Source organism: Nocardia sp. NPDC056100 (assembly GCF_042266325.1).
GTDB lineage: Bacteria > Actinomycetota > Actinomycetes > Mycobacteriales > Mycobacteriaceae > Nocardia.
This window is the reverse complement of the sequence record NZ_JBHJVY010000004.1, coordinates 474,273-499,671: the sequence shown is the minus strand read 5'-3', so window position 1 is coordinate 499,671 and position 25,399 is coordinate 474,273. Positions and strand designations below refer to the sequence as shown.

The window sequence follows — 25,399 nt, the reverse complement described above, 5'->3', positions numbered from 1 at the left end:
ATGGGTGCCCGGCCAATGGCCGGGCACCCATTGAAGTTTCAGTGCCTAACTACGTGGGCTGCGGAGCTATTCGCCGACCGCCCGGCGAACGCGACCGGCGGCCCGTTCCCGGACGGCCCGTGCGGTAGCGGCATCGAACAATTCCAGATGCTCGAATAGCGGATCCTCGTCATCGGGTTCGACCAGCACCGCGCGTCGCAATTGCGTGCGCGTCTCCTCCCGATCCGGCAGCGGGCGATCGGTCTCGGCCGCCGCCTCGGCTTCGGCATCCTCACGGCGGGAACGGGATAGGCGTGCGGCACGGCGGCGGCGAATATCCTCCTCCAGCCGCACCTGCTTGCGTAGATAGGCCAGATAGCCCACCAGCACCGTCCCGGAGAACGCGGCCAGCCACCACAGGGTGGCCGAAATCGCCAGTCCCGCACCGGCGAAGAGCAGGGTGCTCAGCACCAGGCCCAGCACCGCGCGCTGGCGGAAGGTGTAGCGGGCCGCACGCGCGATGGCATCGGCCTCCGGATCGTAGCCACCGCGGCCGCGCCGGGACGGCACGAAATCCGGGTCGTCCGCGTCGAATTCGTCCTCGTCGAACTCCGGCTCCGGTTCACGCAGCGCGGGTACCCGGCTGCGCGGCGGGGCGTCCATCCGCACTCGCCTGCGCGGTTCGCCGTCACCGTCGCGGGGCGCGCGCACATCCTCGGCCGGTTCCGCATCGTCCGCATGCGCTGTGCGCGTGGGACGCTCATCGTTCATATCGCCGGGAATATCGTCGGTCTCCCCGGCCGCTCGCGTATCACTGTCGAATTCCGCTGTCCCGGACTCGGATTCATCACCTGCCGCTTCGGTCACCGGATCGGCGGCGTCGGCCACCACGGCTTCCGGCGCGGAAACCGCGCTCTCGGTATCGCGTTCGCGGGCGGTGTCGAAATCCTCGTCGTCCGATTCAGCTCGAGTGCTGTCGTCCGATCTGGTCATCCGATCCTCCGGATCATCGTGGTGATGCTTCCTGCGAACCGGCACGTAGTCCGGGTCGGTGTCATGTCCGGATGCCGGACCTTTTCTGATGCGTCGCTCGGTATCCCCGCGATGCAACACCCGGGTGGCCAGCGCCGCGTCGGTGTGCTGGCGAATGCGGGGGTGGCGGCCGGCCAACATGGGAAACAGCACGAACACCCAGAGCACGACCAGTCCGATCCACAAGATCGAATTCGGCATCGCGCCCAACACCTCCGTCCCCGCCTGGCTCGCATCCCTTCGTACATCGTCCATCGACGTGCACCACAGCACCTGCCGGTCATACGAGGACGCACCACCGACGTCCGTAGGCTAGTTCGGCGTCCCAGGAATAACCCGCAGGCGCGCCGTCAACATCTGCCACAGTAGTCACACGACTCGGACTCGGTACGGATGTCCAGATCAACCGGTGCGGCGGCATGCGACACGCGGGTAACGACGGGTACACCGCACGTCACGGCTGTGCGGCGCGCCCCGAGCGAATCAGCTTGTCCACCACGGTCCCCGACACCTCTTCGACCGTCATCGCGACCAGCAGATGGTCCCGCCACGCACCGTCCACATCCAGATAGCGGCGCAGCAGCCCCTCCTCGCGGAAACCGACATTGCGCAATACCGCCTGGCTGGCAAGGTTTTCCGGGCGCACCGTGGCCTCCACCCGATGCAGGCCCACCTCACCGAAGCAGTGATCCAGGCCCAGCGCCAGCGCGGCCGTCGCCACGCCCTGACCGCTGACCTCCTTGGAGACCCAGTAGCCGATCCACGCCGAACGCAATGCGCCGCGCACGATATTGCCGACCGTCATCTGCCCGCTGAAGGTGCCGTCCACCTCGATCACCAGCGGAATCATCGCGCCGCGACGGGCTTCGGCCTTCAGGCTCGACCACAGCGACGGCCAATTCCCGGCGTGATTGCGCGCCTCCCAGGAACCCCGCCCGGTCGGCTCCCACTTCTCCAGATACTCGCGATCGCGGGTGCGAATCCGGCTCCACGCCGACGCGTCCCGTAACCGGATGGGCCGCAACGTGACCTGACCGGCAGCCACGCGCACCGGTCCCAGATGTGCGGGCCAGCCCGGATGCTGGGCGGCCCGGAAGACGTTCATGTCCAAGGCCTCAGCCTCGCTGCGCGAGGAAGGCGACCCGCACCTCGTCACCGGTACGCACCTCGGTGACATCGGGATCGATCACGATCAGGCTGTTGGCCTCGGCCATGGTGGCCAGCAGATGCGAGGACGCGCCGTTCGGCCCGCCCAGCGGCTGCACCAGATAATCGCCGGTCTGCTCATCGCGCATCAGTTGCGCGCGCAGATAACCCCGCCTGCCGGGAATGGAGGCGATCGGCAGAATCGTGCGCGCCCGCACCACCCGGCGCATGGGATGTCTGCGCCCCAGCGCGATTCGAATCAGCGGCCGCACCATCACCTCGAAAACCACCAGCGCGCCAACGGGATTCGACGGCAGCAGGAAGGTCGGCACCTCATCGCGGCCCAGCAGGCCGAAACCCTGCACCGAACCCGGATGCATGGCGACGCGGGTGATCTCCAATTCGCCCAGGCCCTCCAGGGCCTCGCGGATCTGCTCGGACGCCCAGCCACCCACCGCGCCCGCGATCACCACGACCTCGGAGCGAACCAGCTGACCCTCCACCACATCCCGCAGGCGTTTGGGATCGGCGCTGACAATGCCCACGCGGTTCACATCCGCGCCCGCATCGCGCGCGGCCGCCGCCAGGGCATAGGAGTTCACGTCGTAGACCTGGCCCGGTCCGGGCGTGCGATCGATATCGACCAGCTCACCGCCCACCGAGAGCACCGACAGGCGCGGGCGCGGATGCACCAGCACCTTGTCCCGGCCCACCGCCGCGAGCAGGCCCACCTGGGCCGGGCCGATGATGGTGCCCGCACGCACCGCCAGATCGCCCGGCTGCACGTCATCGCCGATGCGGCGCACGTAATCGCCCGAGCGCACCGGCTCGTACACCTTCACCCGGGCACGCCCGCCATCGGTGAAATCAAGCGGCAGAACGGCATCCGCGAGCGTCGGCAGCGGAGCGCCGGTATCCACGCGCACGGTCTGGCGCGGTTGCAGGCGAATGGGCTGGCGCGAACCGGCCGCGACCTCGCCGACCACCGGCAGCGTCAGCTCGACCGGTTCGCCGTCCTCACCGCGAATATCGGCGCCCGCGCCGGAAACATCCACGCTGCGCACGGCATAACCGTCGATGGCGGCCTGATCGAAACCCGGTAGCGGACGCTCGGTGACCACATCCTCGGCGCACAGCAGTCCCTGGGCCTCCGAGATAGCGACCCGAACGGGCCGCGGCGCCACAGCCGCCGCGGTCACCTTGATCTGCTGATCCTCAACCGAGCGCATGCCGCCCTTCCCTGGTCTCGCGCACTAACCACACCCCGTCGGCGGCATCGCTCATTCGTGCGAGGTGAGCCGCTGCTCCAGCCACTCGCGCAGGGCGGGACCGTATTCCTCACGTTCCAAAGCGAAATCGACCGCAGCACGAAGATAGCCGCCCGGGTTACCCAGATCGTGTCGCGACCCACGGTGCACCACAACGTGAACGGGATGTCCCTCGGAGATGAGCAGGGCGATCGCGTCGGTCAACTGCAACTCGCCGCCCGCGCCCGGGGTGATCCGGCGCAGCGCGTCGAAGATGGCGCGGTCCAACAGGTATCGGCCCGCGGCGGCGAAAGTGGACGGCGCCTGCTCCATCGGCGGCTTCTCCACCATGCCGTTGACCTTGAGCACATCGGCGTCCGCACCGGGCAGCACCTCGACGTCGAAGACGCCGTACGCGCTGACCTCCTCCTTCGGCACGTCGATGGCGCACAGCACTGAGCCGCCGTAGGTGGCGCGCACTTCGGCCATCGCGCACAGCACACCGCTGGGCAGCACCAGATCATCGGGCAGCAGCACCGCGATGGCGCTCTCATCGGCGTCCAGCACCGATTCCGCCTGTGCCACCGCATGACCCAGGCCGAGCGGCTCCTCCTGCACCACCGAGGTGACGTCCAACAGCGCCGGGGCCTTGCGCACCTTCTCCAGCAGGTGATGCTTACCGCGCTCCTCGAGGGTGCTCTCCAGCACCAGATCCTCGACGAAATGCGCTACCACGCCGTCTTTTCCGGGCGAGGTCACGATCACCAGCCGGGAGGCGCCGGAATCCGCGGCCTCCGCGGCGACCAATTCGATGCCCGGGGTGTCGACCACCGGTAGCAGCTCCTTGGGCACCGTCTTGGTCGCGGGCAGGAACCTCGTGCCGAGCCCCGCCGCGGGCACCACCGCGGTGCGGAAGCACGACTCGGCTCCGCCGCCATTAGCTGTCATGAGCTCACCCTATCCATCCGTCTGGAGCGTCGTCGCGGCCGAAGCAACGCCCCGACGTCCCCGAGAGCCTAAGCGTCCGGCGCGCACCGAGCGCACCGAACGCGGGACCGCGGGCGCGCGAAGCCATACCCATCGGGCATGTGCGCACCCCTTCCACCACTTCATACCCACTCCCGCCACCGCGAACAGTGCTGAGCGCCACATAGTCGGTGATCGGGACACGCGGCGCGGGCGCATATCGTTGGGGCGTGAGCGAAGTGCGGGACAAGGCGGCCTGGCGCGGCGAGATCCTGGCGCGGCGCAAGGCGATCACTCCCAGACAACGGGAACGCGAGGCCGAGGCCCTGGCTCGGCACGCCACGGCGCTGATCGAAACACCCGGCGCGCGTGAACGACAGGGCGCGGACGGTCGGCCCGGGACGGCGGGCGAGGTCACCTGGATCTGCGCGTATGTGCCGGTCGGGGGCGAACCGGGATCGCTCGCGATGCTGGACGCGCTGCGGGCCGCGGGCGCGCGGGTGCTGCTGCCGGTGACCGGTGAGCCGGGTCCGCTGGAGTGGGCCGAGTACGAAGGTCCGGAGCGGTTGCGGCGCGGGCGATTCGGGCTGCGCGAGCCCGAGGGCGCACCCATCGCCGATGCCCTGCGGCTGGCGGAGGTGATTCTGATTCCGGCGCTGGCGGTGGATCGGAGTGGGACTCGGCTGGGTCGCGGCGCGGGTTATTACGATCGAAGTCTGAACGCCAGCCGAGCCGATGCCCGATTGATCGCGGTGGTGCGGGACGATGAGGTTGTCGCGCATTTGCCGCGCGAATCGCACGACCATCGAATGGGATGGGCGCTGACACCGTTCGGCGGACTACGCGAGCTGGACGAATAACCCGGGAATTGACACCCGATTGGCAGTGTTGGCACTGTCATCTGTAGAGTGCTAGATCGACGAAGACCGTGGAGAGGTTTCCCGATGCCTACTTACTCGTACGCCTGCACCGAGTGCGACAACAAGTTCGACATCGTGCAGTCCTTCTCCGATGACGCGCTCACCACGTGCGATCGCTGCAATGGAAAGCTGCGCAAGCTTTTCAACTCGGTCGGCATCGTATTCAAGGGCAGCGGTTTCTACCGCACCGACAGCCGCAACGGCACCACCTCCAGCGAGGCCGCCAAGCCCGCGTCCACCTCGGACAGCGGCAGCTCCAACGGTTCGAGCGGCGGTTCCAACGGTTCGAGCGGCGGTTCCAACGGTTCGAGCGGCGGTTCCAACGGTTCGAGCGGCGGTAGCTCCACCCCGGCCGCGACCACCTCGGCCCCGAGCTCGAACAGCACCTCCGCGGCCTGATCCGCGCGCCCGGACCGTAGCTCCGACCGGGGCGAATTCGGTTCGTTCCGACCGATATCCACAGCGTCGAAGTTATCCACAGCCGACCCTTTTCGAGGGTCGGCTGATCTGCGTCCGGGCCTAGGCTTCCGAGCATGATCCGCTTGCGCACACCCGGCCACGATGCCGATCTCGGCCGCGGTTCCCGCCTCGAATCCATCACGTCCGCGCTCCCGCCGTGGGCCGATGGCGTACTGCTGCGGCGCATTTCGGCCCTCGCGCTACTGCTGCTCGCCGCCGTCCTCGCGGTGCGCGGCGATCCGGCGGGCGGACATACCGAGGTGCTGGTCGCCGCCCGCGAACTGCCGCCCGGTCACGTCCTGGCCGATGGCGATCTGCGGCCCGCGCCCAGGGAGACGAGCGCCCTCCCCGACGGTGCGATTCGCGAGCCCGGCGCACTGCGCGGCGCGACCCTGACCGGCGCGGTCGCACCCGGGGAGATCCTCACCGAACTGCGCGTCATCGGCCCCCGCCTGGCAGCCGTGGCCGCCCACTCCCCCGATGCCCGCATCGTCCCGATTCGCCTGGCCGACAACGCCGTTGCCGATATCCTGCGCGCCGGTGACCGCGTCGACGTGGTCGCCGCCGAGGAGCCCGGCAGCGGCGGCCGCCCCGCCCGCCTACTCGCCACCGACGCCGCAGTCGTCCTCGCTCCGGGCGCGGACCGCTCCCCCGGCAAAGACGAACGCGTGGTCCTGGTGGCCCTGGACTCCCGCCGCGCCACGGCCGTCGCCGCGGCATCCCTGCGCACCGCGCTCACCGTCGTGTTCCACTGACCCGGCCGCCGAGTGAACTAGCATCGCCAATACCCGTTTTACGAATTCCGCCCCGTTTTCCGGGGGTCCGGGGGCTTGCTCCCGACCTCCTCATGGGGGTGTGGGGGCATAGCCCCCACCGGCATCCAGGCTCCACCCCGCTTACGCAGAGGAGTTTCCGGCAATGCTCAAGGGTTTCAAGGATTTCCTGCTTCGTGGCAATGTCGTCGATCTGGCCGTCGCGGTCGTCATCGGCACGGCGTTCGTGGCCGTTGTGACCGCTTTCAGCAATGGGGTCATCAATCCGCTGCTCGCGGTATTCGGCGGCAGCAATGAACTCGGGCTCGGGTTCCAATTGGTGGCGGACAAACCCGCGACCTTCGTCGCCATCGGGCCGATCATCACCGCGGCGCTGGACTTCCTCATCATCGCGGCGCTGCTGTACTTCATTCTGGTGGTTCCGGCCACCAAGGCCAAGGCGCGCTGGGGCAGTACCGAGACCCCGCTCTCGGATAATGAAGTGCTGGTGCAGATTCGGGATCTGCTCGCCGAGGGCCGGAACAGCACCGCCGGGGGCAGGCACGAGAGCTGAAACCCCTGGTCGGCGCGAAAGCCGAAGCCGGGCGCGAATTTACGCAAAAGAAACGCGAACACGAACGGGCCCGGCGCGAAATGCGCCGGGCCCGTTCGTCTTACGTGATCGAGATCAGCCGATCGAGAACGGCTGGCCCCACAGGGTGACCCAGGTGATCACATTGTCGGTCTCGACCTCGACGCTGACGAAGGCACGCGCCTGGGCGTAGCCCGCGCAGCCGTTCAGGCCGATGGTCTCGTCCGCCCAGGTGACCGAGCCGCTGTTGCCCTTGAAGGCATTGCGGACCTTGTGGGTCTCCGAGCCGAAGTCGTCGGCCTGCTCCAGGTCGAGCACGTAGAACGACTTCGCCTGGCCGGGGCCGAGATTCAGGTTGCCGCCGCCGGTGGCGCCGGCCGACGGGGTGACATTGCCCGAGCTGTCCCAGGAAGCGCCACCGGTGGCTCCGGCGCTGGTGTCACCACCGGCGATGTTCACCTGGCAGCCGACCACGTAACCGGGGAAGATCTTGCCGCCGGTCGCGGTGGTGTCACCGGAGATGTTGACCTGCGCCGAGGCCGACACCCACGCGTTGCGGTGCAGCGGGGTGGCGCCCATGGACGGGTTGATGTTGGCGGATTCGCCGACGAGCTTGACGTTGACGACGGTGCCATCGGACAGGGTCTTGGTGAGTTCGCCGCCCGGCAGGCCGACGAACGTATCGGCGTTGGCAGCGCCGGTGGAGAACAGGCCAAGAGCGGCGGTTGCGACGGCGCCGACACCGGCCACCCGCGCCACAGTCTTACGGATGTTCATTACAGTTTTCCCTCGAGGGTTGAATTCGCTTGCGCGAGAAGTGATTTGGCGGGGGTGACCACTATCAGCCGATGCTGAACGGCTGGCCGTACAGGGTGGTCTTGGAGTAGTGATCGCCGATGACCTCGACGGTGGTGTACGACCGCGCCTGGGCGTAACCCGCGCAACCCTGGAGCTGGATTTCGGCATCCTGGTACTCGACCGCGTAGGTACCCGGCTTCAGGATGTCCTTGTAATCGATCTGGACGAACTTGACTTCACCCGGGCCGAGGTTGACGCCGATGGAGCCGCCGACCGAGGCATCGCTGAGGCTGATGCCGCCGGAAAGTCCCGCGGTGATGGCGTTATCGGCGATGTTCACCTGGCAGCCGACGATGTAGCCGGTGCTCAGCTGAGAGGCGCCATGGGTGGAGGAATTGTTGGAGCCGTTGCCATTGGCAGGTCCGTTGTTGGGTCCGATCGTGCCATCGGGGGTCTCGGTGACCTCGGCGACGGCATTGCCGGTGACCCACACGACGCGGCCAGCGCCATTGGAGGACAACGACGGTGAAATGATGGCGTGCTCACCCGTACGGGTGATCGTCACAGTTCCACTGGGCGCAGCCTTCTGACCGTCCGGCAACGGTACGAAGGTATCGGCATTAGCGGCACCAGTCGAAAAAAGGCCGATGGCCACGGCCGCGGCAGCGCCGATACCCGCAATGCGGGCACCACGACGCAGACCGTGGGTGCGGTTCTCGCTCATACTTCCCCTCATCAGGTTTCTTGCGGTCAACCTCGACCACCGAGGTTGAAATGGGGCTCTTGGGGAACCCCGGGTAAGTTTGTCGCCACATTGTTGCCACTGTGTTACTGCTAACAAATTCTTAATGTGTAGCGACGCAGGGCACTTTACATCACCGTTGTGATCCGTGAGGTGTGAGAGAACCGAATCCAGTGCACCCGCACAAGTCCCGGATCTATCCCCCGATGTATGTCGAGAATGCTATGGATAGCAAAAGGGGCCCGGCGCTAAAAGCGCCGGGCCCCTTAGGTTTCCGCAGGGCGGAACGAATCAGCCGAGGCTGAAGGGCTGACCCCACAGGGTCACCCAGGTGATCACATTGTCGGTCTCGACCTCGACGCTCACGAAGGAGCGGGCCTGGGCGTAACCGCCGCAACCGGTCAGGCCGATGGTCTCGTCGGCCCAGGTGACCGAACCGTTGGAACCCTTGAACGCATTGCGAACCTTGTGCTGTTCGCTGCCGAAATCATCGGCCTGCTCCAGGTCCAGCACGTAGAACGACCGGGTCTGGCCGGGGCCGAGGGTCAGGTTGCCGCCGCTGGTGACGCCGGTGCCGCCCTGGTCGATATTGCCGGAGAAGTCGGCGCCGCCGGTCGCGCCACCGGTGGCACCGCCACCGGAGATGTCGACCTGGCAACCCACCACGTAACCGGGGAAGATCTTGCCGCCGACGGCGGTGGTGCCACCCGACAGCTGCACCTGCGCGCTGCCCGAAACCCAGGCGTTGCGGTGCACCGGGGTGCTGCCCATGGACGGGCTGATGTTGGCCGATTCGCCGACCATGCGCACGGTCACGACAGTGCCATCGGACAGGGTCTTGGTGAGTTCGCCACCCGGCAGCGGAACGAAGGTGTCGGCATTGGCCGCGCCGGTGGAGAACAGGCCGAGCGCGGCGGTGGCGACGGCGCCGATACCGGCCGCCCGTGCCAAAGTCTTGCGGATGTTCATCGCATTATCCCTCTAGGGTCGAATTCGCTTACGCGAGTAATGAATTGGATGTCCGGGCGGCTCAGCCGAGGCTGAACGGCTGCCCGTAGAGGGTGGTCTTGGAGTAGTGGTCACCGATGACCTCGACCACGGTGTACGCCCGCGCCTGGGCATAGCCCGCGCAGCCGTTGACCTGGATCTGGGCGTCCTGGTACTCGACCGAGTAGTGGCCGGCCTTCAGGATGTCCTTGCTGTCGATCTCGACGAACTTGACCTCGCCGGGGCCGAGGTTCAGGCCGACCGAGGCGCCGAGGCTGCCACCGCTGAGGTTGACCCCGCCCGAAACGCCCGCGGAGATCGCATTGCTCGCGATATCGACCTGGCAGCCGACGATGTAGCCGGTGGCCAGGTGCGAGGCGCCATGGGTGGAGGAGTTGTTCGAGCCCGGCAGATTGGCCGCGCCGTTGTTCGGGCCGACGGTGCCTTCCGGCGTCTCGGCCACATCGGCGACGGCATTGCCCGACACCCAGACCACGCGGCCCGCGCCATTGGCGGCCAGCGACGGTGAGATGACGGCATGCTCACCCGTGCGGGTGATGGTGACTGCTCCACCGGGAGCGACCTTCTGACCGTCCGGCAACGGTACGAAGGTATCGGCATTGGCGGCGCCGGTCGACATCAGACCGAGCGCCACCGAGGCGGCTGCGCCGATGCCCGCGAAGCGGACGGCGCGACGGATACCGCTGGTGCGGTTCTCGCTCATTCGTTCCCTCATCAGGTTGTCTCGCGTTCAGCTCCGACCACCGGAGCCGATATGGTCGCCGCCGCATCCAACTCCCAGTGAGCAAATTTCAAGCAGTCTGCTCAAACCCTTTGGACACGTATCGATATCGACCCGAGCGAGACGATAGCCACATCTGCAACTATTTGGCAACAGTGTGATGAACATGCGAATACAGCGATGAATAGGCATGAATGTGAGATCCGCCGCCGAGCGGGGGGAATGCCGCGAACCTGACACGCGGCTGCGATGGTGACCACACTCGAGAGTGAGCGCGCTCAGTGAATTCGGCCGGGAATTCAGCCGTGATGCGGGGGCACCTGGGAACGCAACCAGTCATCGCCGGATCGATTCGAATCCGGTTCGGGGGTGCGCTCATCGGAGGTGGTGGCGGGCAATGTCTCGCCGAAGATGGCCGCGAGTTTGGCCGCGTCCGCGGCCGATAAACGGCGAGACCCCGCCCGGCGCGCGGCCGGGCGGGGTTCGTCCGAGGAATCCTGTGTGGAATCCGAAGGGGTGGAATCCGGGGATTCGGAAATCATTCCGACAGACCGGACAATTCATCGATAACCCGGCTCGCGAGCGGACCGAGCGTGGCCATACCGTCGCGAATCGCGGCCCGCGAACCCGGCAGATTCACCACCAGGGTCGACCCCGAAACGCCCGCCAGCCCGCGGGACAGGCCCGCGTCCAGCGATCCCGAGGCCAGACCGGACGCGCGCAGCGCCTCGCTGATACCGGGGAGCACCCGGTCCAGCACCTCCTCGGTGGCCTCGGGGGTGACATCGCGCGGGGACATACCGGTGCCGCCGACCGAGATCACCAGATCGACGCCGCCGATGACCGCGGTATTGAGCGCATTGCGGATCTCGACCTCATCGGCCTGCACCGAGATCGAGGCGTCCACCAGGAAGCCCGCCTCGGTGAGCAGTTCGGTGACCAGCGGCCCGAAGGAGTCCACGCCGCCATGAGCGGTTCGGTCGTCGACGACCACGACAAGAGCACGGCCCGCCACAGCGGCATCGATTTCCATGGTGCTAACCGTAGCGCCTGGACCCGACAGCCCGGCGGCTGCGCCCGGGAACACAGTGCCGTTGTCCGACAACAGCTCCCAGCCGCCGTCCGCGGTCACCCGGATCTCCGGCATCGGAGTTCCGCTACTGTCCTGTCGCATCATCGACCGCCTTCCGCCGCCGCCTCGCCGAGGGTCACCTCGACGGTTTTCGCATTGTTGCCCTGGTCATCGGTGAAGGTCACCTTGACCTTGTCGCCCGGACGGTGCGAGCGCACCGCGGCGATGAGGGCGTTGCCCGAATCGATCACCTGGTCATCGAGTTTGGTGACGACCGCGTTGTTCGGCAGTCCCGCCTTGGCGGCCGGGCCGTCCGGGGTCACCTCCAGTACGCGCGCCCCGTTGACGTCGTCCTGTGCGCGCACCTTCACGCCGATCTGGGCGTAGGTGGCCTTGCCGTTCTTGATCAGCTCATCGGCGACTCGGCGGGCCTGATCCACCGGAATCGCGAAACCGAGCCCGATGGAACCGCTCTGCCCGCCCGCGGCCTCGGACACCCCGAGCGTGGCGATGGCGGTGTTGATGCCGATCAGCTTGCCGTTCATATCCACCAGCGCACCACCGGAATTGCCCGGGTTGATGGCCGCATCGGTCTGAATGGCGTCGATGACGGTGCCCTGCGAATTGGCCTCACCGCTGGTCGACACCGGACGGTTCAGCGAGGAGACGATGCCCGTGGTCACCGTGCCCGCCAGCCCGAGCGGTGAACCGATCGCCACCACCGACTCACCGACCTGCAGATTGCCCGAGGCGCCGAGTTCGATCGGCTTGAGCCCCTGTTTGTTCGGCACCCGGACGACCGCGAGATCCGAGACCGGATCCGCGCCCACCAACTGCGCCGGGGCGGTGCTGCCGTCGCTGAACGCCACATCCATCTTGGCGTTCGGGCCCGCACCGCTGACCACGTGATTGTTGGTGAGGATCAGACCGTCGGTGGATAGCACCACGCCGGAGCCCTCGCCCTCGGCCTTGGCGCCCGCGACCCGGATCATGACCACGCTCGGCAGCACCTTCTGCGCCACCGCCTGCACCGAACCGGCCGGGGCGTTGGCCACCGTGCTCACATTCGGCTTGGGTGCGTCCAGCGCGTTGGTGAGCGAGGTACCGCCGTTGTTGTCGCGGGTGGCCAGCGCGCCGACCGTACCGCCGATACCGCCGCTCACCAGTGCGAGCACCACCGCGCCCGCCACCAGTCCGGCGCGACCGGACCGCTTGGGCGCGGGCGCGCCCGGATCACCCGGGTAGCCCGGGCCGTGCGGCGGCTGGCCCGGACCGCCGGGGCCACCGAACATCGGCTCGGTGTGCTGCGGCGCGCCGCCCATGCCCTGGGCGTACCCGGCCCCCGACGCCGCGTACGCCCGGCCGTACGGCCCGACCGGCAACTGCTCGGTCCCGGCGGCCGGAAGCTGTTCCGTCGCGCCGTACGAATGCGCGCCGGACTGTCCGGGAGCCGAACCCTGCTGTCCCGCAGGACCGTAGCCCGCGGGAGCACCGTACGGATTGCCCTGGCCCTGGCCGTGCTGCCACGAACCCTGCTGTGCCGCATTGCCTTCCAGGATCTGCCCGGTCGGACCACCGCCGCCGAAGCCGTCGAACGCCTCGGTGCGCGGGCCCTGCGGCGGCGTGCCGCCGGACGCGGGAGTCGCTGCGGCACCGGCGGATTGGCTCCACGGACTCGAATAGCCGGGCGCGGGTTGTGCGGGACGATCGGTCCCCGCGGCGGGCGCGCTACCGCCCGCGGGCGTCGAATCGACACCGAAGTCGGGATGGGCGCCGGGAGCGGCGCCGGGTGTTGCACCATGAGCCGGGGTCGCGGGGACGCCGGAGGTGGCGGGCGACTGCGCGGCAGCGCCGGTATCGGGCTGCGCGGCTGCGGGGCCGGAAGTGGCTTCGGGCTCCCGCTTCGAATCCTCGGTCATGTTTCTCGTTTCTCCTCGAGTCTCGTAGCCAAGCGTGGCGGTGACGACTGAGAGCGGACTGAGATCGCGCTGGCTTTTTCCGGAGCTTTCGGTGCGAAGTAGCTCGAGACGGTCAGGTGCCCGCGAAGGGCGTGCCCTCACCGGGTAGAACGATACGGATCAACGCGCCGCCGCGGTCGGAACTGTCGATCGTGATGGTGCCGCCGTGCTTGGTCACCACCTGTTTCACGATGGCCAGGCCCAGGCCGGAGCCGGGCATCGACCGCGAGGCGGTGGTGCGGTAGAAGCGCTCGAACACCAGATCGCGTTCATTGGGCGGAATGCCCGGTCCGGCGTCGTCCACGGTGAGTTCGAGCAGTCCGCGCCCGTTCTCGTGCATGGACACCCGCACCGCACCGCCCGCCGGACTCCATTTGGCCGCATTGTCGAGCACATTGAGAATGGCGCGTTCGAGTCCGGCCTCATAGCCGTAGACGAACCACGGGCGCAGCGACGCCTCGAATTCGATACCGCTGCGGCGGCGGCGCACCCGTTCCAGCGCGCGGCCCACCACATCGCCGATATCGACCTGTTCGTAGACCGTTTCCGGGGCGTCCTCGCGGGCGAGATCGACCAGATCGCCGACCAGCGTGGACAATTCCTCGATCTGCGCCATCACATCCGAGCGCAACTCGGCCATGTCCTCATCCGGAATGCGCGGTGCGCCCGGACGCGAGGAGGCGATCAGCAATTCCATATTGGTGCGCAAAGACGTCAGTGGCGTTTTCAGCTCATGTCCGGCGTCGGCTACCAATCTGCGCTGCCGTTCCCGGGATTCGGTGAGTGCGCGCAGCATTGTGTTGAAACTCTCGGTGAGCCTGGCGAGTTCATCATCACCGGTTACCGGAATCGGCGTGAGATCGTCGGTTCTGGCGACGCGTTCGGTGGCCGCGGTCAAACGCGCGATGGGTCGCAAACCGGTGCGCCCCACCGCGGTTCCGGCCGCCGCGGCCAGCATGACGCCGCAGCCGCCGACCACGAACAGCAGCCAGGCCAGTCGATCGAGCACCTCGCGGGTCGGTTGCAGGCGCTGCGAAACCACCAGCGTGGAACCGGAATGTGTGCGCCGCGCCAGCACCCGCTGATTGTCGACGGTGCGCAGCGAGAAGGCGATCTCCCCGCGCGCCACCGCCAATTCCTGTTTGCCCACAGGCGGATTGGTGGTCTGCGGCGGCACGTACGGCGACAGATCCGGGAAGATCAGCGCCACCCCGACGTCATTGGAGTACAGCCCGGCCAGCACGATCGACTGGAATCCGAGCGAATCGAAGTTGTTGTCGATCATCAGCGAGGCGCGCGCCTTGAGCTGCGAATCCACATCCGCGTACAGCGAACGGGCCACCATGGCGTAGGCCGCGATGGAGGTGAAGGCCACCGCGACCGCCACCACCGAGGCGGCCAGCAGCGTCACCCGCCAGCGCAGTGACACCGAACGCGTGAGCGGCATCGGCGGACGCATATCGGGTTCCGGCGATTTCGCGAGCCCGGCGACCACCGGCCGCCTGGGAACAGTTCTACCCACGACCCGATCCCCTACGGCGGGGTCTCGCGCAGTACGTAGCCGACGCCACGCACGGTGTGGATGAGTCGCGGCTCACCTTCGGCCTCGGTTTTACGGCGCAGATATCCGATGTACACCTCGAGCGCGTTCCCAGAGGTGGGAAAGTCGTAACCCCATACCTCTTCGAGAATGCGACTGCGGGTGAGCACCCGGCGCGGATTCGCCATCAACATTTCCAGCAGTGAGAATTCGGTGCGGGTCAGGCTGATAGGGCGTTCTCCGCGCAGTACTTCGCGGGTGACCGGATCCAGCGACAGATCGGCGAAGGTCATGGTCTCGGAGACCTCGCCCTGATCGACCGTGGTGCGCCGCAGCAGTGCGCGTAGTCGCGCCAGCAACTCTTCCAGCGCGAACGGTTTGGGCAGATAGTCGTCGGCGCCCGCGTCCAGTCCGGCCACCCGCTCGGAGACCGAATCCCGTGCCGTGAGTACCAGAATGGGCAGATCGTCGCCGGTGCTGCGCAGTCGGCGGCAGACCTCGAGCCCGTCCATGCGGGGCATCATCACGTCCAGGACCAGGGCGTCCGGCCGCTGGCTGGTGGTCTTCTCCAGTGCGTCGAGACCGTCGACGGCGAGGTCGACGGTATACCCGTTGAAGGTCAGCGAGCGGCGCAGCGATTCCCGGACCGCGCGGTCGTCGTCGACTACCAGAATGCGCATGAACACCAGTCTGCCCACAGCGACTGAGAGGCGACTGAGAAGGGCCACTTCGACACGCCGGGCGGGATCGCCTGGTGACCAGCGCGTTTTAATTGCCTCGGGGTAAAGGTATTCGAAAGGCGTTGCGCGCGGCTGTATTCGGAGTCGTGTATGGCGAGTTCCTCGAATTGCCGTTACACAGCCCGCGCGGTATGTTGCAGGCCGGAAAAGAAGACCTCTAGTTGGTTCCGCGCGGGGTTCGACCCCTACGCCATACAACCGCATACGACCTGGGGGTCACTCGTGAAAGCGGAGGCGACGGAAGCGGGATGGAAGCGACACCCCGGTCCTGGCAATTGAGCCTGTCCAACTGGCCCGTCACACGCAAGGTCGGCATCGTTCTGGTGCTCCCGGTGTTGCTCGCGTCGACCTTCGCGGTCCTGCGCATCAACTCCGAGCTGCAAACGATCAACAACCTCAGCGCCGGTACGGAACAGGCCGCCGTAATGGGCCCATCAACCAAATTCGAGTCCGCCACACAGGAACTCGCCGTCCAGGCCATCGCGGGCTGGGGCAACCCCGACGCGAACCCGGTGCTGGACAATGCCATCGGCCGGTTCGATCAGGCGGTCGCCGATCTGGAGACACTGCTCCGCTCCTCGAAGGTGGAGGCCAATGTCACCCAGGGGCTGACCGATTCGATCAGCGCCGCCAAGAATATGCGCAACAGCCTGCACACCAGCTCGCCGCAGTCGGTGGCGGATCAGTCGCAGGCCGTCTCCAACAAGGTGCAGGCCGCGCTCACCACCTCGCAGACGCTCTCGGATCTGCGTGTGCAGCAACTCTTCCTGATGCAGGGCACGGTCATGACCGCCAGCCGCCTGCTCACCCAGGAACGCCTCATGCTGGCCACGCCGGGTATCGGCACCAATGAGGCCATGAAGGTCCGGCTGCTCACCGCGATCGGCGCCGAGATCACCATGGTCGAGGTCTACAAGGGCCTGGTCCCGGACGCGGCGGAGAACTACAACGGGCTCAAGGACGCCGCCGGTATGCGTATCGGCATCCTGTCCTCCGGGGCGCCCGATCCGGCCGCCATCCCGGCCATGGTCGACTCCATCAAGACCAGCCAGGACCTGTACACCCGTGAGGGCCAGGGCATCGGCGCGAAGCTGGACGCCAAACTGGGCCAGCTCACCACCGACGCGCGCAATACCGTGCTCCGCGATACCTCGATCGTTATCGGCATGCTGCTGGCGGGCCTCGCGCTCGCGCTGATCGTGGCGCGCTCGCTGGTCGTGCCGGTCCGCCGCCTGCGGCGAGACGCGTTGCAGGTGGCGCACATCGACCTGCCGCAGGAACTCGAGGTGGTGCGCGCCGGTGGCGTCACCCCCGAGATCACCCCGGTCGATGTCAACACCACCGAGGAGATCGGACAGCTCGCCCGAGCCGTCGACGATATCCACACCCAGGCGCTGCACCTGGCCGCCGAACAGGCGCGTTTGCGCCTGCAGATCGGCAATATGTTCGAGACCCTGTCCCGCCGTAGCCAATCCCTCGTGGAACAGCAGCTCACGCTGATCGAGGAATTGGAACGCGACGAGGACGACTCCGAACGCCTGCAATCGCTGTTCCGCCTCGATCACCTCGCCACCCGCATGCGCCGTAACGGCGACAACCTGCTGGTGCTGGCCGGAACCGCGCTGCGCCGTGGCCATCTCGCGCCGGTGCCGCTGTCCGACATGCTGTGGTCCTCGGTCTCGCAGGTGGAGGATTACCAGCGCGCCGAGATCGGCACCGTGCCCGACGGCATCGTCGCCGGTGAGCCCGCGGTCGATATCGAGCATCTGCTGGCCGAGTTGATCGACAACGCGCTGCGCTATTCACCGCCGTCCACTCCGGTGGCGGTGTCGGTGGCGCGCGCCGTGGACGGGGGCTACCTCATCGAGATCACCGACCGGGGCCTGGGCATGAACGCCGAGGACCTGCAGTCCATCAACGACCGGCTCGCCTCCGGTGGTGAGGTCAATGTCGAGACCGCGCGCCGCATGGGCCTGTTCGTCGTCGGCCGACTGGCCAAGCGGCACAACATCACCGTGAGCCTGCGCCGCACCTCGGCCATGGTGCAGCAGCCGGGCATCACCGCCAGCGTGCACCTGCCGGGCACGCTGGTCTCGCCCGCGCCGGAACGCAATGACAACAGCACCGGGCAGTTCCCGGCGACCGGCGCGATGCCGGTGGCTCCGGCCGCGATCGCCGCGGTGCCCCCGCTGGCGCACGCACCCGCGTCCGCACCGCAACCGGTGGTCACCCCGCCGCGGCTGATGCCGGTGCCCAATCCGCCGGAGGTCGTCACCACCGGCCGCTTCGGGGTCACCAGTTCCGGTCTGCCGCAACGCAAGACACCGGGTTCCGATACCGGTGAACAGCCCGTTTACACCGGCGACCAGCCGTTCACCGATAACTTCGTGGACGCGTTCGCCGATGCCGCCGGTGCGCCGACCGCCGCCTACAGCGTCGTGGGGCCGAACACCCCGCCGCCGGTGGACTTCTGGGGCGATACCGGACAGCACGAGATACAGCGGCCGCAGGAACAGCGGTCACCCGAACCGCTCCCGCCGGTCAGCGCGGGCAACGGGTACGGGTACGGCGCGGACAACAGCGGTGATACCGGGAGCTTCTTCGCGAACGGTTACAGCGCCTTCGGGAACGACGAGGGCGCATCCGGTGACAACGCGCCGAACACACCCGCGAACGGCTTCCCGAATCCGGTCGGCGCCAACGGCCTGACCGGCGACGATGCTCGCGGTAACGGCGGTAATGGCGGTAACGGCAACGGCAACGCCGCCAACGGCAATGGCGGAGCACCCGCCGACGGCGACGGTAACGGCCCGGGCGACAACGGTTTCGGCACCGGCGATACCGGCTTCGACGGCGGATTCGGCAGCGGCAACGGCGCCGCTCCCGCTTCGCTGCCGCAGCGCGGTCCGGCGCCCGCGCCCGCACCCCAGCAGCGCGAGAACGCCATGTCCGGTAGCCCGATCTACCAGCGCATGGTGTCCGAGTGGCTGGTGGAACCGGCGGGCGGCGGCCAGGATGCGGCCGCGGAATGGTCCTCCAGTTCGGACGCAGGCTGGGCCGCGGCCGAGGAGGCCGCCAATCCGACCAGCAGCTCCCGCACCCAGGGTGGACTGCCCATCCGCCGGCCCGGCGCACAACTGGTGCCCGGTGCGGTGGCGCAGGAGGACGAGGCGGGCGCGCGCAATCCGGAGGAGATCCGTTCCAGCTTGACCCGGCACCTCAGCGGCGTCCGTTCGGGACGCGCAGACTCGCAGTACACAGACGGAGGGCATGTATGACCGACTCCCAGCGCACCACCACCGATGAGAACCTGAACTGGTTGGTCACCCGTTTCACCCGGGAGGTGCCGGGCGTCTCGCACGCCGTCCTGGTCTCCGCCGACGGCCTGCTGCAGGCGACCAGCCCGCACCTGCCGAGCGATCGGGGCGAACAGCTGGCCGCGGTCACCGCCGGTCTGGCGAGCCTGTCGGCCGGTGCCGCACAGCTTTTCGACGGCGGCAAGGTGATGCAGTCCATCGTGGAGATGCAACGCGGCTATCTACTCGTGATGAGCGTCGGCAACGGTTCGCACCTGGCGGTGCTGGCCAATAAGCAGCACGACATCGGCCGCATCGGCTACGAGATGGCGCTGCTGGTCGACCGGGTCGGGTCGGTGGTGCAGGCCACTGCCCGAACTGCCTGATGAGCCGCCGATGACAACTTCAAACGGGGGCGTGGGCGGGTCTCGTCCGACCAGCAGGGTCCGCCCGTACGCGCTGACCTCCGGCCGCACCGAACCGGCAGTGGACCTGCCGCTCGAGGCGGTCGTCGAAACACTTTCCTACACCGCCCATTTCGACTGGCCCGCCGGTGACATCCGCACCGAGATCCTGCGTATGGGTACCGCACGCCTGTCGGTCGCCGAGATCGCGGCGCACCTGCAGCGGCCACTGGGCATGATCCGGGTCGTGATCGGTGATCTCGTCGTCGCCGGGACCCTGCGCGTGCATTCGACCCTGAGCGACCAGGCGACCTACGACGAGCGCCGTTCTTTGATGGAGAGGACACTGCATGGACTCCGCGCCCTTTGACGGCGGGAGCTACAACGGGGGCGCACCGCAGTACCCCAGCGGTGGGCCCCAGTATCCGGGTCAGCAGTACGCGAATCCGGCTGTAGCGCAGCAGTACCCGCCTCGCCCGGGCGAGGAGTACCGGACCGTGGCCTCCACCAAGATCGTGGTGGCCGGCGGCTTCGGCGCGGGCAAGACCACCTTCGTCGGCGCGGTCTCGGAAATCGTTCCGCTCCGCACCGAGGCGATGGTGACCGGCATGTCCGACGGGGTCGACGACCTCGCCGCCACGCCCGGTAAGGAAACCACCACGGTGGCCATGGATTTCGGGCGCATCATCCTGCCCGGCAATCTGGTGCTGTACCTGTTCGGTACGCCCGGCCAGCGCCGCTTCTGGTTCATGTGGGACGACCTCATCAAGGGCGCCATCGGCGCGGTGGTGCTGGTCGACACCCGCCGCATCGAGGACAGCTTCGCCGCCGTCGACTTCTTCGAGGCCAAGAAACTGCCCTTCCTGATCGCCGTCAACCGCTTCCCGGACGCACCGCGCTTCCCGGTCGCCGAATTGCGCGAGGCGCTCAGCGTGCGCGAGGGCGTGCCGATCGTCGATATCGACGCCCGCGATCCGGGCGAGGTGCGGCGGTCGCTGGCGGCGGTCACCGAGTACGCCATCGAACGACTCATGAACGCACAGCGCGAAACCGCCCGGCGCGGCTAGACATTCGCCGCACGCACGGGAGATACGAAGGCAGGCAGGGGTTTCTGGGTGATCTACTTCTCGATGGGCTACTGGGTGATCGGCCTGGCGCTGATCGTGTCTCTTGCCGGGGTGTCATGCGGGCTCGCGTGCATCCGGCAATCCACCAAATCGGTGACGACCCGCTTCCGGCTGCTCTGGCTGTTCGTGGCCGCCAGCTCCATCGGCGGTGTCGGCGTTGCCCTTTCGGTATTCGTCTCGATGCTCGGTTTCGGGGTCAAGGGCACCACGCTGCGCTACGACACCACCATGACCACGCTGTTCTCGGCGCTGTCCGGGCTGACCGTCTTCGTCGGACTGGTGGTCGCCGGTAAGAACCTGAACTGGCTGCGGCTGGTGGCCGGCGCGCTGATCATGGCGGGCGGGCTCGGCACCGTGCACCTGCTGCTGCTCTCGGCCATCCGGGTGCAGGGCACCACCGAGCGCAGCCTGGTATCGGTCGTCGCGGTGTACGTGATCGCCGGGGTGCTGTCCGCGCTGATGATGTGGTTCAGCCTGTGGGCCCGCACGGTTCCGGTGCTGATGGCCGGATCGCTGGCCTACGCGGTCATGGTGACCGGTATGCACTACGCCGGGCTCACCGGACTCCAGGTGCACGTGGACCCCACGGCGGCGATTCCCGAGGGTGACGAGCTGTTCAACTTCTTCGTGCCGTTCTTCATCATCGGCTCACTGTCCCTGGCGATTCCGATCACCGCGATCCTGGTCGCGCCCGATCGCCGCGAGGCCCGGCAGGCGCCCGCACCGGCCGAACCCGACCTCACGCACAGCGCGTCGCTGGCGGTGTCGTCGCGGAAGTCCGGGCGCGTCAAGACATCCGTGCGCTGATTCACCGAAAACGTCTCGGGGCCGGTACCGCAGTCGCGGTACCGGCCCCGATGTCTTTCGGGCCGTTGCCGATTCGGCTCGGCTATCGGCCGGTTCGGCTCAGTTCTTGATCGCGGGCGGTTCCCCCGTCATCCGGCTCGGATCGAGCAGGGCGAACAGCTCGCCCTGCGGGGCGGCCAGCACCGCCATGCGGCCGAACGGGCCGTCCTGGGCGGGCATCAGCACCGTCGCGCCCAATTCCGCAGCACGCCGCAGGCCGTCGTCCAGGCCGTCGAACTGGAACCAGGTGAGCCAGTAGGGCTGTTCGGGCGCGGCGCCGTTGGCGGTGTCGTCGTTGATGCCGCCCACCGGATCGGTGCGGCCCGGCGGCACCAGCGTCGCGTAACGCATGGTGGCATCGTCGAATTCGGCGCAGGTGAATCCGAAGACGCTGGCGTAGAACGTCTTCGCCGCGTCGTAGTCGCCGGTGTGCAGATCGTTCCAGGTGTACGCACCGTGTTCGCTGTGCACGGCCGCGCCGTTGTGCGCCCGCGCCTCCCACACCGCGAACGGTGCGCCCGCGTTATCCGCGGCGACGAACATGCGGCCGAACTCCATCACATCGAAGGGCGGCACCAGCATGCGCCCGCCCGCCGCGGTGACCGCCTCGGCACTGGCATCGGCGTCCAGTACCGCGAAATAGGTGGTCCACACCGAGGGCACGCCCGCTTCGGGTTTGGGTCCGATGCCCGCGACGGGCTGCCCGTCGCGGAATGCCATCAGATATCCCCCGGTGTCCTCCCCGCCGCCCTGAACGTCCCAGTCGAACAGCGCCGCGTAGAACTCACCGGCCTTGGCCGGATCGTCGACCTGGCAGTCGACCCAGCACGGCGTGCCCGGGGGCCACGCCTCCTCGCGTACAGGCATCGGTCATCTCCGTTTCTGAAGTACTGCAAAGTAATCAATAGCGGTTGTAGTGACGCCGATCACACAGCCGGGTCCAGTCAACCACCGCAGGGCGACAAATTCACGGAGTTCACCAGGTCGGACAGATCGACTTCGGGAATGCCGCGCGGTCCGCGCGCACGGCGAATTACAGTGGGTGTCATGCGTTTCGGGCTGGATTACGCCGCAGGCCGCCCCGCCGCGAGCGCGATCCGGGCGGCCGGTTTCGACTTCGTGGTCCGCTACCTCTCCGAGGGCGGGCCATCCCTGCCCGGCAAGATCCTCACCCCCGCCGAAGCGGACGATCTACGCGCGCACGGTGTTTCGATCGTGTCCAACTGGGAGACCACGGCGGCCCGCATGCTGGACGGCTACGGCGCGGGCGTCACCGACGCGCGCGCGGCGCTGGCGCGGGTGCTGCGCTGCGGCGGGCGGCCGGACCGGCCCATCTACTTCTCCGCAGATTTCGACGCCACGCCGCCGCAGCAGGAGCCGATCAACGCCTATCTCGATGGCGCGGCCTCGGTGCTCGGGCGCGCGAATGTCGGTATCTACGGCGGCTATTGGCCGGTGAGCCGGGCGCTGGACGCGGGCATCGCGACCTGGGCCTGGCAGACCATCGCCTGGTCCGGAAGCAACCGCGAGCCGCGCGCCCAGCTGTTCCAGACCGGCAGGCAGGTCGTGGTGGACGGCGTCGAATGCGATGTGAACGAAACCGACTACGCGGATTTCGGCCAATGGGATTTCGAATCGGAGGAACAGGACTTGACTCCCGAACAGGACGAAATACTCCGGGACATCCAGACCCAGCTGCGCGGTCCGGGTCTCGCGGGCTGGCCGCAGCTCGGCGACGATGCCGCGGGCAACCATCGCACCGTGGTGGACGGGCTCGCCGCCGCGCTGACGAAGATCGACGAACTGCGCACGGAGGTCAGCGATCTGGAGGCCACCACCGCGGAGCTGGCCGCCGAGGTGGCCCGGCTCTCCGGACATCACTGGCCGTTCCCGTTCTCGCTCATCGAAGGACCCGCGACGGTACTGGCCGACGGACTGGGGCGGCTCGAGCAGTTACTGCCGGATCTGCCGCTACCCGGATGGGGCGATTCGCCCAAGAACGGACAATCCACCGAATCGGCGAGTCCCATTGCCGCAGTGGACAAGTGAATTGGCTGATTTGTCGGAATTTATCCGGTGCGCAATGCGGGTAAACACCCCCGAAAGTGGCGATGAGCGGGTTCTTCTGTAGTCAGAAGAACCCGCCCTCGGCCCCGAGAATACCGTCGCCAGGCCACGGATTCACAACTTTGAGAAGACTTTTTGGAACACGCCGATAAGGTCCGGCGTCGGCGACACCGCCCCGATCCGCATCCTCGATCAGAGGTCGGCCGGATCCAGCAGGCCGAGCTGCACCGCACGCGCCAGCCTGCGCGGAATCCGATACTCCACACCGCCCACCGTGACCGGAATCAGATCCGGCGCGGTCGCTTTCCACTGCGAACGCCGACTGCGGGTATTCGATCGCGACATCCGCCGCTTCGGAACCGCCATGTCAATTCTCCTCTTGCACGATGGAATTGCCGCGCACGCGTTTGCCATAGCGGCGTTCGAACTTCTCCACGCGACCCGCGGTATCGAGGACTCGATGTGAACCCGTCCAGAACGGATGCGAATCCGAGGTCACGTCGACCACCATGAGCGGATAGGAATTGCCGTCCTCCCATTCGATGGTGCGCGCCGACGTCGCGGTCGAGCGGGTCAGGAAACGCTTTCCGGTACCGGCGTCCTCGAAGACCACCGGATGGTAATCGGGATGGATTCCCGCTTTCATCGCCTCACCTTTCGTTCGTGCGGGAACCGGCGTCACCGGTGCCCGGCGTGGATACGGTTGTGTCGCACGGATCCTCGTGCTGATCACCGAACGGGTCGTGCCACAGCGCCACCCGCTCGGGAGCGAAACGCACCTGCCGCAGTTCGTCCTCGTCGACCAGCGCCCAGTGCAGTGCGTGCCGGATCTCCTCGGCATCGGCGTCGTGCACCAGGATCACCAGCGACGAATGCCGATCGCCGAAATGCTCGTCCCAGCGCAGCGAGGCCATCATGTGCCGCTCCGGATCGGCCCGCGCGAGCTCGTCCAGCTCCGCGGAAGTCATTGCGGCCAGCCATTTTCCGGCCCCGCCGATGCGCAGGCCGCCACCGGCGGACTCCAGCCACACCACCTCGTCGGGCTGGGTGGCGAGCCATACCCGGCCGCGCGCGCTCACCACTCCCTCGAGCAGTGCGTCGATCGCCGAATGCAGGCGGTCCGGATGGAAGGGGCGGTCGGTGTCGAATTCCAGCAGTGCCACACCGCAATCCGGCTCCAGCGGAGGTTCACCGCGCAGCAGGCTCGCATGCGGATCGAAGGCCGCACCGCGCCGGGCATCGGACGGGACCCGGTCCAGCAGACCGAAAAGCGCGTCGGCGCGCAGCATTTCGGAGGGCGCGTGCTGTCCGAGCGAGGCGGGTTCGTCCAGCCAGGCGATCGGCGCTCGCGGGGCCAGCCGGGCCAGCACCGCGGCGGTGCGCATGCGCTCATCCGGATCCGCGCCGCCGTCGAAACCCAATAGGGCGTCGGCGAATTCGACCTGGCCGACGGCCAGCTGCGCCATGGTGCGGTCGTCCTCGGCGGTGGCGTGACCGCGATCGGCGAGCGTGTCGTCACCGGTGGCATCGGTCAGCCAGTCGCGGGCATCGAGGCAGGTGAGCACCGTCTCGATGCGCACGCTGCGCCCGGCCGGACCGTCCACCCGGCCCGGCACTCCGCTCACCACCACATCGCGAATGGCCTGACAGACCGCCTCCGCCTCGAAGGCCGGATCCAGTGCGAGCACGATGCGGCGCACCGAATCCCGTTGTGCCAGTAGGCACAGATACGGCAGCAGATCCGCGCGCAGCGTGCAGGAGACACAGCCGTGCGCGAGTTCGAGCACGGTCGCGTCCACGCGGCCGTTCAGATACGCGGTGCGGCGCACCACGCCCTCGTGGAGTTCGGACAGGTCGTGCCGGACCACGACGGTGCCGGGTTCGGCGCCCAGCCGCCGCGCGGCGCGCTGTACGCCCTCGGCCGCGCGGCCGGGCAGGCCCGCAATGACCAGCACGGGTGTTCGGTCGTCCACCGGAACCCCTTTCG

At 67.7% G+C, this 25,399-nt stretch carries 27 protein-coding genes; 10 read left to right on the top strand and 17 right to left on the bottom strand.

Going from position 1 to position 25,399, the window contains the following annotated elements; translation table 11 throughout:
• Nucleotides 1-66 precede the first annotated feature (66 nt).
• From glpR to ACFC0O_RS32605, 4 genes are all read right to left on the bottom strand, one after another.
• Nucleotides 67-1,212 (bottom strand): gephyrin-like molybdotransferase receptor GlpR, encoded by a 1,146-nt coding sequence (gene glpR / locus ACFC0O_RS32620; protein ID WP_375964713.1) that lies wholly within the window; start codon nt 1,210-1,212, stop codon nt 67-69.
• Between the two features lie 253 nt (nt 1,213-1,465).
• Nucleotides 1,466-2,116, bottom strand: coding sequence for a GNAT family protein (locus ACFC0O_RS32615; RefSeq protein ID WP_364642331.1), 651 nt, complete (start codon nt 2,114-2,116; stop codon nt 1,466-1,468).
• Nucleotides 2,117-2,126: 10 nt separating this feature from the next.
• Complete coding sequence (gene glp, locus ACFC0O_RS32610) at nt 2,127-3,386, bottom strand: gephyrin-like molybdotransferase Glp (protein ID WP_364642334.1); 1,260 nt, start codon at nt 3,384-3,386, stop codon at nt 2,127-2,129.
• A 51-nt stretch (nt 3,387-3,437) separates the two neighbouring features.
• Entirely contained in the window at nt 3,438-4,352 is a 915-nt protein-coding gene (locus tag ACFC0O_RS32605) for a UTP--glucose-1-phosphate uridylyltransferase (RefSeq protein WP_364642337.1), read from the bottom strand.
• 257 nt (nt 4,353-4,609) lie between these two features.
• On the opposite strand from ACFC0O_RS32605, the gene ACFC0O_RS32600 reads away from it, so the two are divergent.
• The 4 genes from ACFC0O_RS32600 (at nt 4,610) to mscL (ending at nt 7,075) form a co-directional block, all read left to right on the top strand.
• Nucleotides 4,610-5,230 (top strand): 5-formyltetrahydrofolate cyclo-ligase, encoded by a 621-nt coding sequence (locus ACFC0O_RS32600; protein ID WP_375966385.1) that lies wholly within the window; start codon nt 4,610-4,612, stop codon nt 5,228-5,230.
• An 84-nt stretch (nt 5,231-5,314) separates the two neighbouring features.
• A complete protein-coding gene (locus ACFC0O_RS32595; protein WP_375964709.1) occupies nt 5,315-5,689 on the top strand; it encodes an FmdB family zinc ribbon protein in 375 nt (124 codons plus the stop codon).
• Nucleotides 5,690-5,823: 134 nt separating this feature from the next.
• Nucleotides 5,824-6,504, top strand: coding sequence for an SAF domain-containing protein (locus tag ACFC0O_RS32590; protein ID WP_375964707.1), 681 nt, complete (start codon nt 5,824-5,826; stop codon nt 6,502-6,504).
• Nucleotides 6,505-6,667: 163 nt separating this feature from the next.
• Nucleotides 6,668-7,075 carry a large conductance mechanosensitive channel protein MscL gene (gene mscL / locus ACFC0O_RS32585; RefSeq protein ID WP_375964704.1) on the top strand — a complete coding sequence of 136 codons (408 nt, stop codon included), beginning with the start codon at nt 6,668-6,670 and terminating at the stop codon, nt 7,073-7,075.
• Nucleotides 7,076-7,189: 114 nt separating this feature from the next.
• Here mscL and ACFC0O_RS32580 read toward each other — a convergent pair whose 3' ends face one another.
• The 9 genes from ACFC0O_RS32580 to ACFC0O_RS32540 all read right to left on the bottom strand — a co-directional run bounded on the left by ACFC0O_RS32580 (nt 7,190) and on the right by ACFC0O_RS32540 (nt 15,618).
• Nucleotides 7,190-7,870: an MspA family porin gene (locus tag ACFC0O_RS32580; protein ID WP_375964701.1), complete on the bottom strand. Its 681-nt coding sequence runs from the start codon at nt 7,868-7,870 to the stop codon at nt 7,190-7,192.
• 64 nt (nt 7,871-7,934) lie between these two features.
• Nucleotides 7,935-8,615 carry an MspA family porin gene (locus ACFC0O_RS32575; protein WP_364642355.1) on the bottom strand — a complete coding sequence of 227 codons (681 nt, stop codon included), beginning with the start codon at nt 8,613-8,615 and terminating at the stop codon, nt 7,935-7,937.
• Between the two features lie 309 nt (nt 8,616-8,924).
• Nucleotides 8,925-9,602, bottom strand: a complete 678-nt coding sequence (locus ACFC0O_RS32570; protein WP_375964697.1) for an MspA family porin — start codon at nt 9,600-9,602, stop codon at nt 8,925-8,927.
• Nucleotides 9,603-9,663: 61 nt separating this feature from the next.
• On the bottom strand, nt 9,664-10,344 hold the full coding sequence (locus ACFC0O_RS32565; RefSeq protein ID WP_364642362.1) for an MspA family porin: 681 nt from the start codon (nt 10,342-10,344) through the stop codon (nt 9,664-9,666).
• 317 nt (nt 10,345-10,661) lie between these two features.
• Nucleotides 10,662-10,904: a hypothetical protein gene (locus ACFC0O_RS32560; protein ID WP_375964694.1), complete on the bottom strand. Its 243-nt coding sequence runs from the start codon at nt 10,902-10,904 to the stop codon at nt 10,662-10,664.
• A complete protein-coding gene (locus ACFC0O_RS32555; RefSeq protein WP_364642969.1) occupies nt 10,901-11,395 on the bottom strand; it encodes a MogA/MoaB family molybdenum cofactor biosynthesis protein in 495 nt (164 codons plus the stop codon). Before ACFC0O_RS32555 ends, ACFC0O_RS32560 begins: the two co-directional genes overlap by 4 nt.
• 140 nt (nt 11,396-11,535) lie before the next feature.
• On the bottom strand, nt 11,536-12,756 hold the full coding sequence (locus ACFC0O_RS32550; RefSeq protein WP_375966383.1) for a S1C family serine protease: 1,221 nt from the start codon (nt 12,754-12,756) through the stop codon (nt 11,536-11,538).
• Between the two features lie 709 nt (nt 12,757-13,465).
• Nucleotides 13,466-14,851, bottom strand: a complete 1,386-nt coding sequence (locus tag ACFC0O_RS32545; RefSeq protein ID WP_364642973.1) for a HAMP domain-containing sensor histidine kinase — start codon at nt 14,849-14,851, stop codon at nt 13,466-13,468.
• Nucleotides 14,852-14,925: 74 nt separating this feature from the next.
• Nucleotides 14,926-15,618 carry a response regulator transcription factor gene (locus ACFC0O_RS32540; protein WP_364642975.1) on the bottom strand — a complete coding sequence of 231 codons (693 nt, stop codon included), beginning with the start codon at nt 15,616-15,618 and terminating at the stop codon, nt 14,926-14,928.
• A 302-nt stretch (nt 15,619-15,920) separates the two neighbouring features.
• On the opposite strand from ACFC0O_RS32540, the gene ACFC0O_RS32535 reads away from it, so the two are divergent.
• From ACFC0O_RS32535 to ACFC0O_RS32515, 5 genes are read left to right on the top strand one after another with little or no spacing between them, the layout of a single operon-like run.
• Nucleotides 15,921-18,950: an ATP-binding protein gene (locus ACFC0O_RS32535; RefSeq protein ID WP_375964691.1), complete on the top strand. Its 3,030-nt coding sequence runs from the start codon at nt 15,921-15,923 to the stop codon at nt 18,948-18,950.
• The gene (locus tag ACFC0O_RS32530; protein WP_364642372.1) at nt 18,947-19,354 is read left to right on the top strand and encodes a roadblock/LC7 domain-containing protein; all 408 of its coding nucleotides are present in this window, start codon (nt 18,947-18,949) and stop codon (nt 19,352-19,354) included. Before ACFC0O_RS32535 ends, ACFC0O_RS32530 begins: the two co-directional genes overlap by 4 nt.
• Before the next feature lie 10 nt (nt 19,355-19,364).
• The gene (locus ACFC0O_RS32525; RefSeq protein WP_364642375.1) at nt 19,365-19,742 is read left to right on the top strand and encodes a DUF742 domain-containing protein; all 378 of its coding nucleotides are present in this window, start codon (nt 19,365-19,367) and stop codon (nt 19,740-19,742) included.
• Nucleotides 19,723-20,439 (top strand): ATP/GTP-binding protein, encoded by a 717-nt coding sequence (locus ACFC0O_RS32520; RefSeq protein ID WP_364642378.1) that lies wholly within the window; start codon nt 19,723-19,725, stop codon nt 20,437-20,439. The genes ACFC0O_RS32525 and ACFC0O_RS32520 overlap by 20 nt, the downstream gene beginning before the upstream one ends.
• A 48-nt stretch (nt 20,440-20,487) precedes the next feature.
• Nucleotides 20,488-21,306 (top strand): hypothetical protein, encoded by an 819-nt coding sequence (locus tag ACFC0O_RS32515; RefSeq protein WP_364642381.1) that lies wholly within the window; start codon nt 20,488-20,490, stop codon nt 21,304-21,306.
• A gap of 99 nt (nt 21,307-21,405) precedes the next feature.
• Here the strand turns inward: ACFC0O_RS32515 and ACFC0O_RS32510 are convergent, their stop codons facing one another.
• Nucleotides 21,406-22,212: a VOC family protein gene (locus ACFC0O_RS32510; RefSeq protein ID WP_375964686.1), complete on the bottom strand. Its 807-nt coding sequence runs from the start codon at nt 22,210-22,212 to the stop codon at nt 21,406-21,408.
• Between the two features lie 180 nt (nt 22,213-22,392).
• Here ACFC0O_RS32510 and ACFC0O_RS32505 point away from each other — a divergent pair, with 180 nt between their 5' ends.
• Nucleotides 22,393-23,394: a DUF1906 domain-containing protein gene (locus ACFC0O_RS32505; protein ID WP_364642387.1), complete on the top strand. Its 1,002-nt coding sequence runs from the start codon at nt 22,393-22,395 to the stop codon at nt 23,392-23,394.
• A 210-nt stretch (nt 23,395-23,604) separates the two neighbouring features.
• Here ACFC0O_RS32505 and rpmF read toward each other — a convergent pair whose 3' ends face one another.
• Genes rpmF through mrf form a run of 3 tightly spaced genes read right to left on the bottom strand, consistent with a single transcriptional unit; the run spans nt 23,605 to nt 25,385 of the window.
• On the bottom strand, nt 23,605-23,778 hold the full coding sequence (rpmF, locus tag ACFC0O_RS32500; protein WP_364642390.1) for a 50S ribosomal protein L32: 174 nt from the start codon (nt 23,776-23,778) through the stop codon (nt 23,605-23,607).
• 1 nt (nt 23,779) lies between these two features.
• Nucleotides 23,780-24,058, bottom strand: a complete 279-nt coding sequence (locus tag ACFC0O_RS32495) for a type B 50S ribosomal protein L31 (RefSeq protein ID WP_364642393.1) — start codon at nt 24,056-24,058, stop codon at nt 23,780-23,782.
• Nucleotides 24,059-24,062: 4 nt separating this feature from the next.
• On the bottom strand, nt 24,063-25,385 hold the full coding sequence (mrf, locus tag ACFC0O_RS32490) for a ribosome hibernation factor-recruiting GTPase MRF (protein WP_375964681.1): 1,323 nt from the start codon (nt 25,383-25,385) through the stop codon (nt 24,063-24,065).
• Nucleotides 25,386-25,399 lie beyond the last annotated feature (14 nt).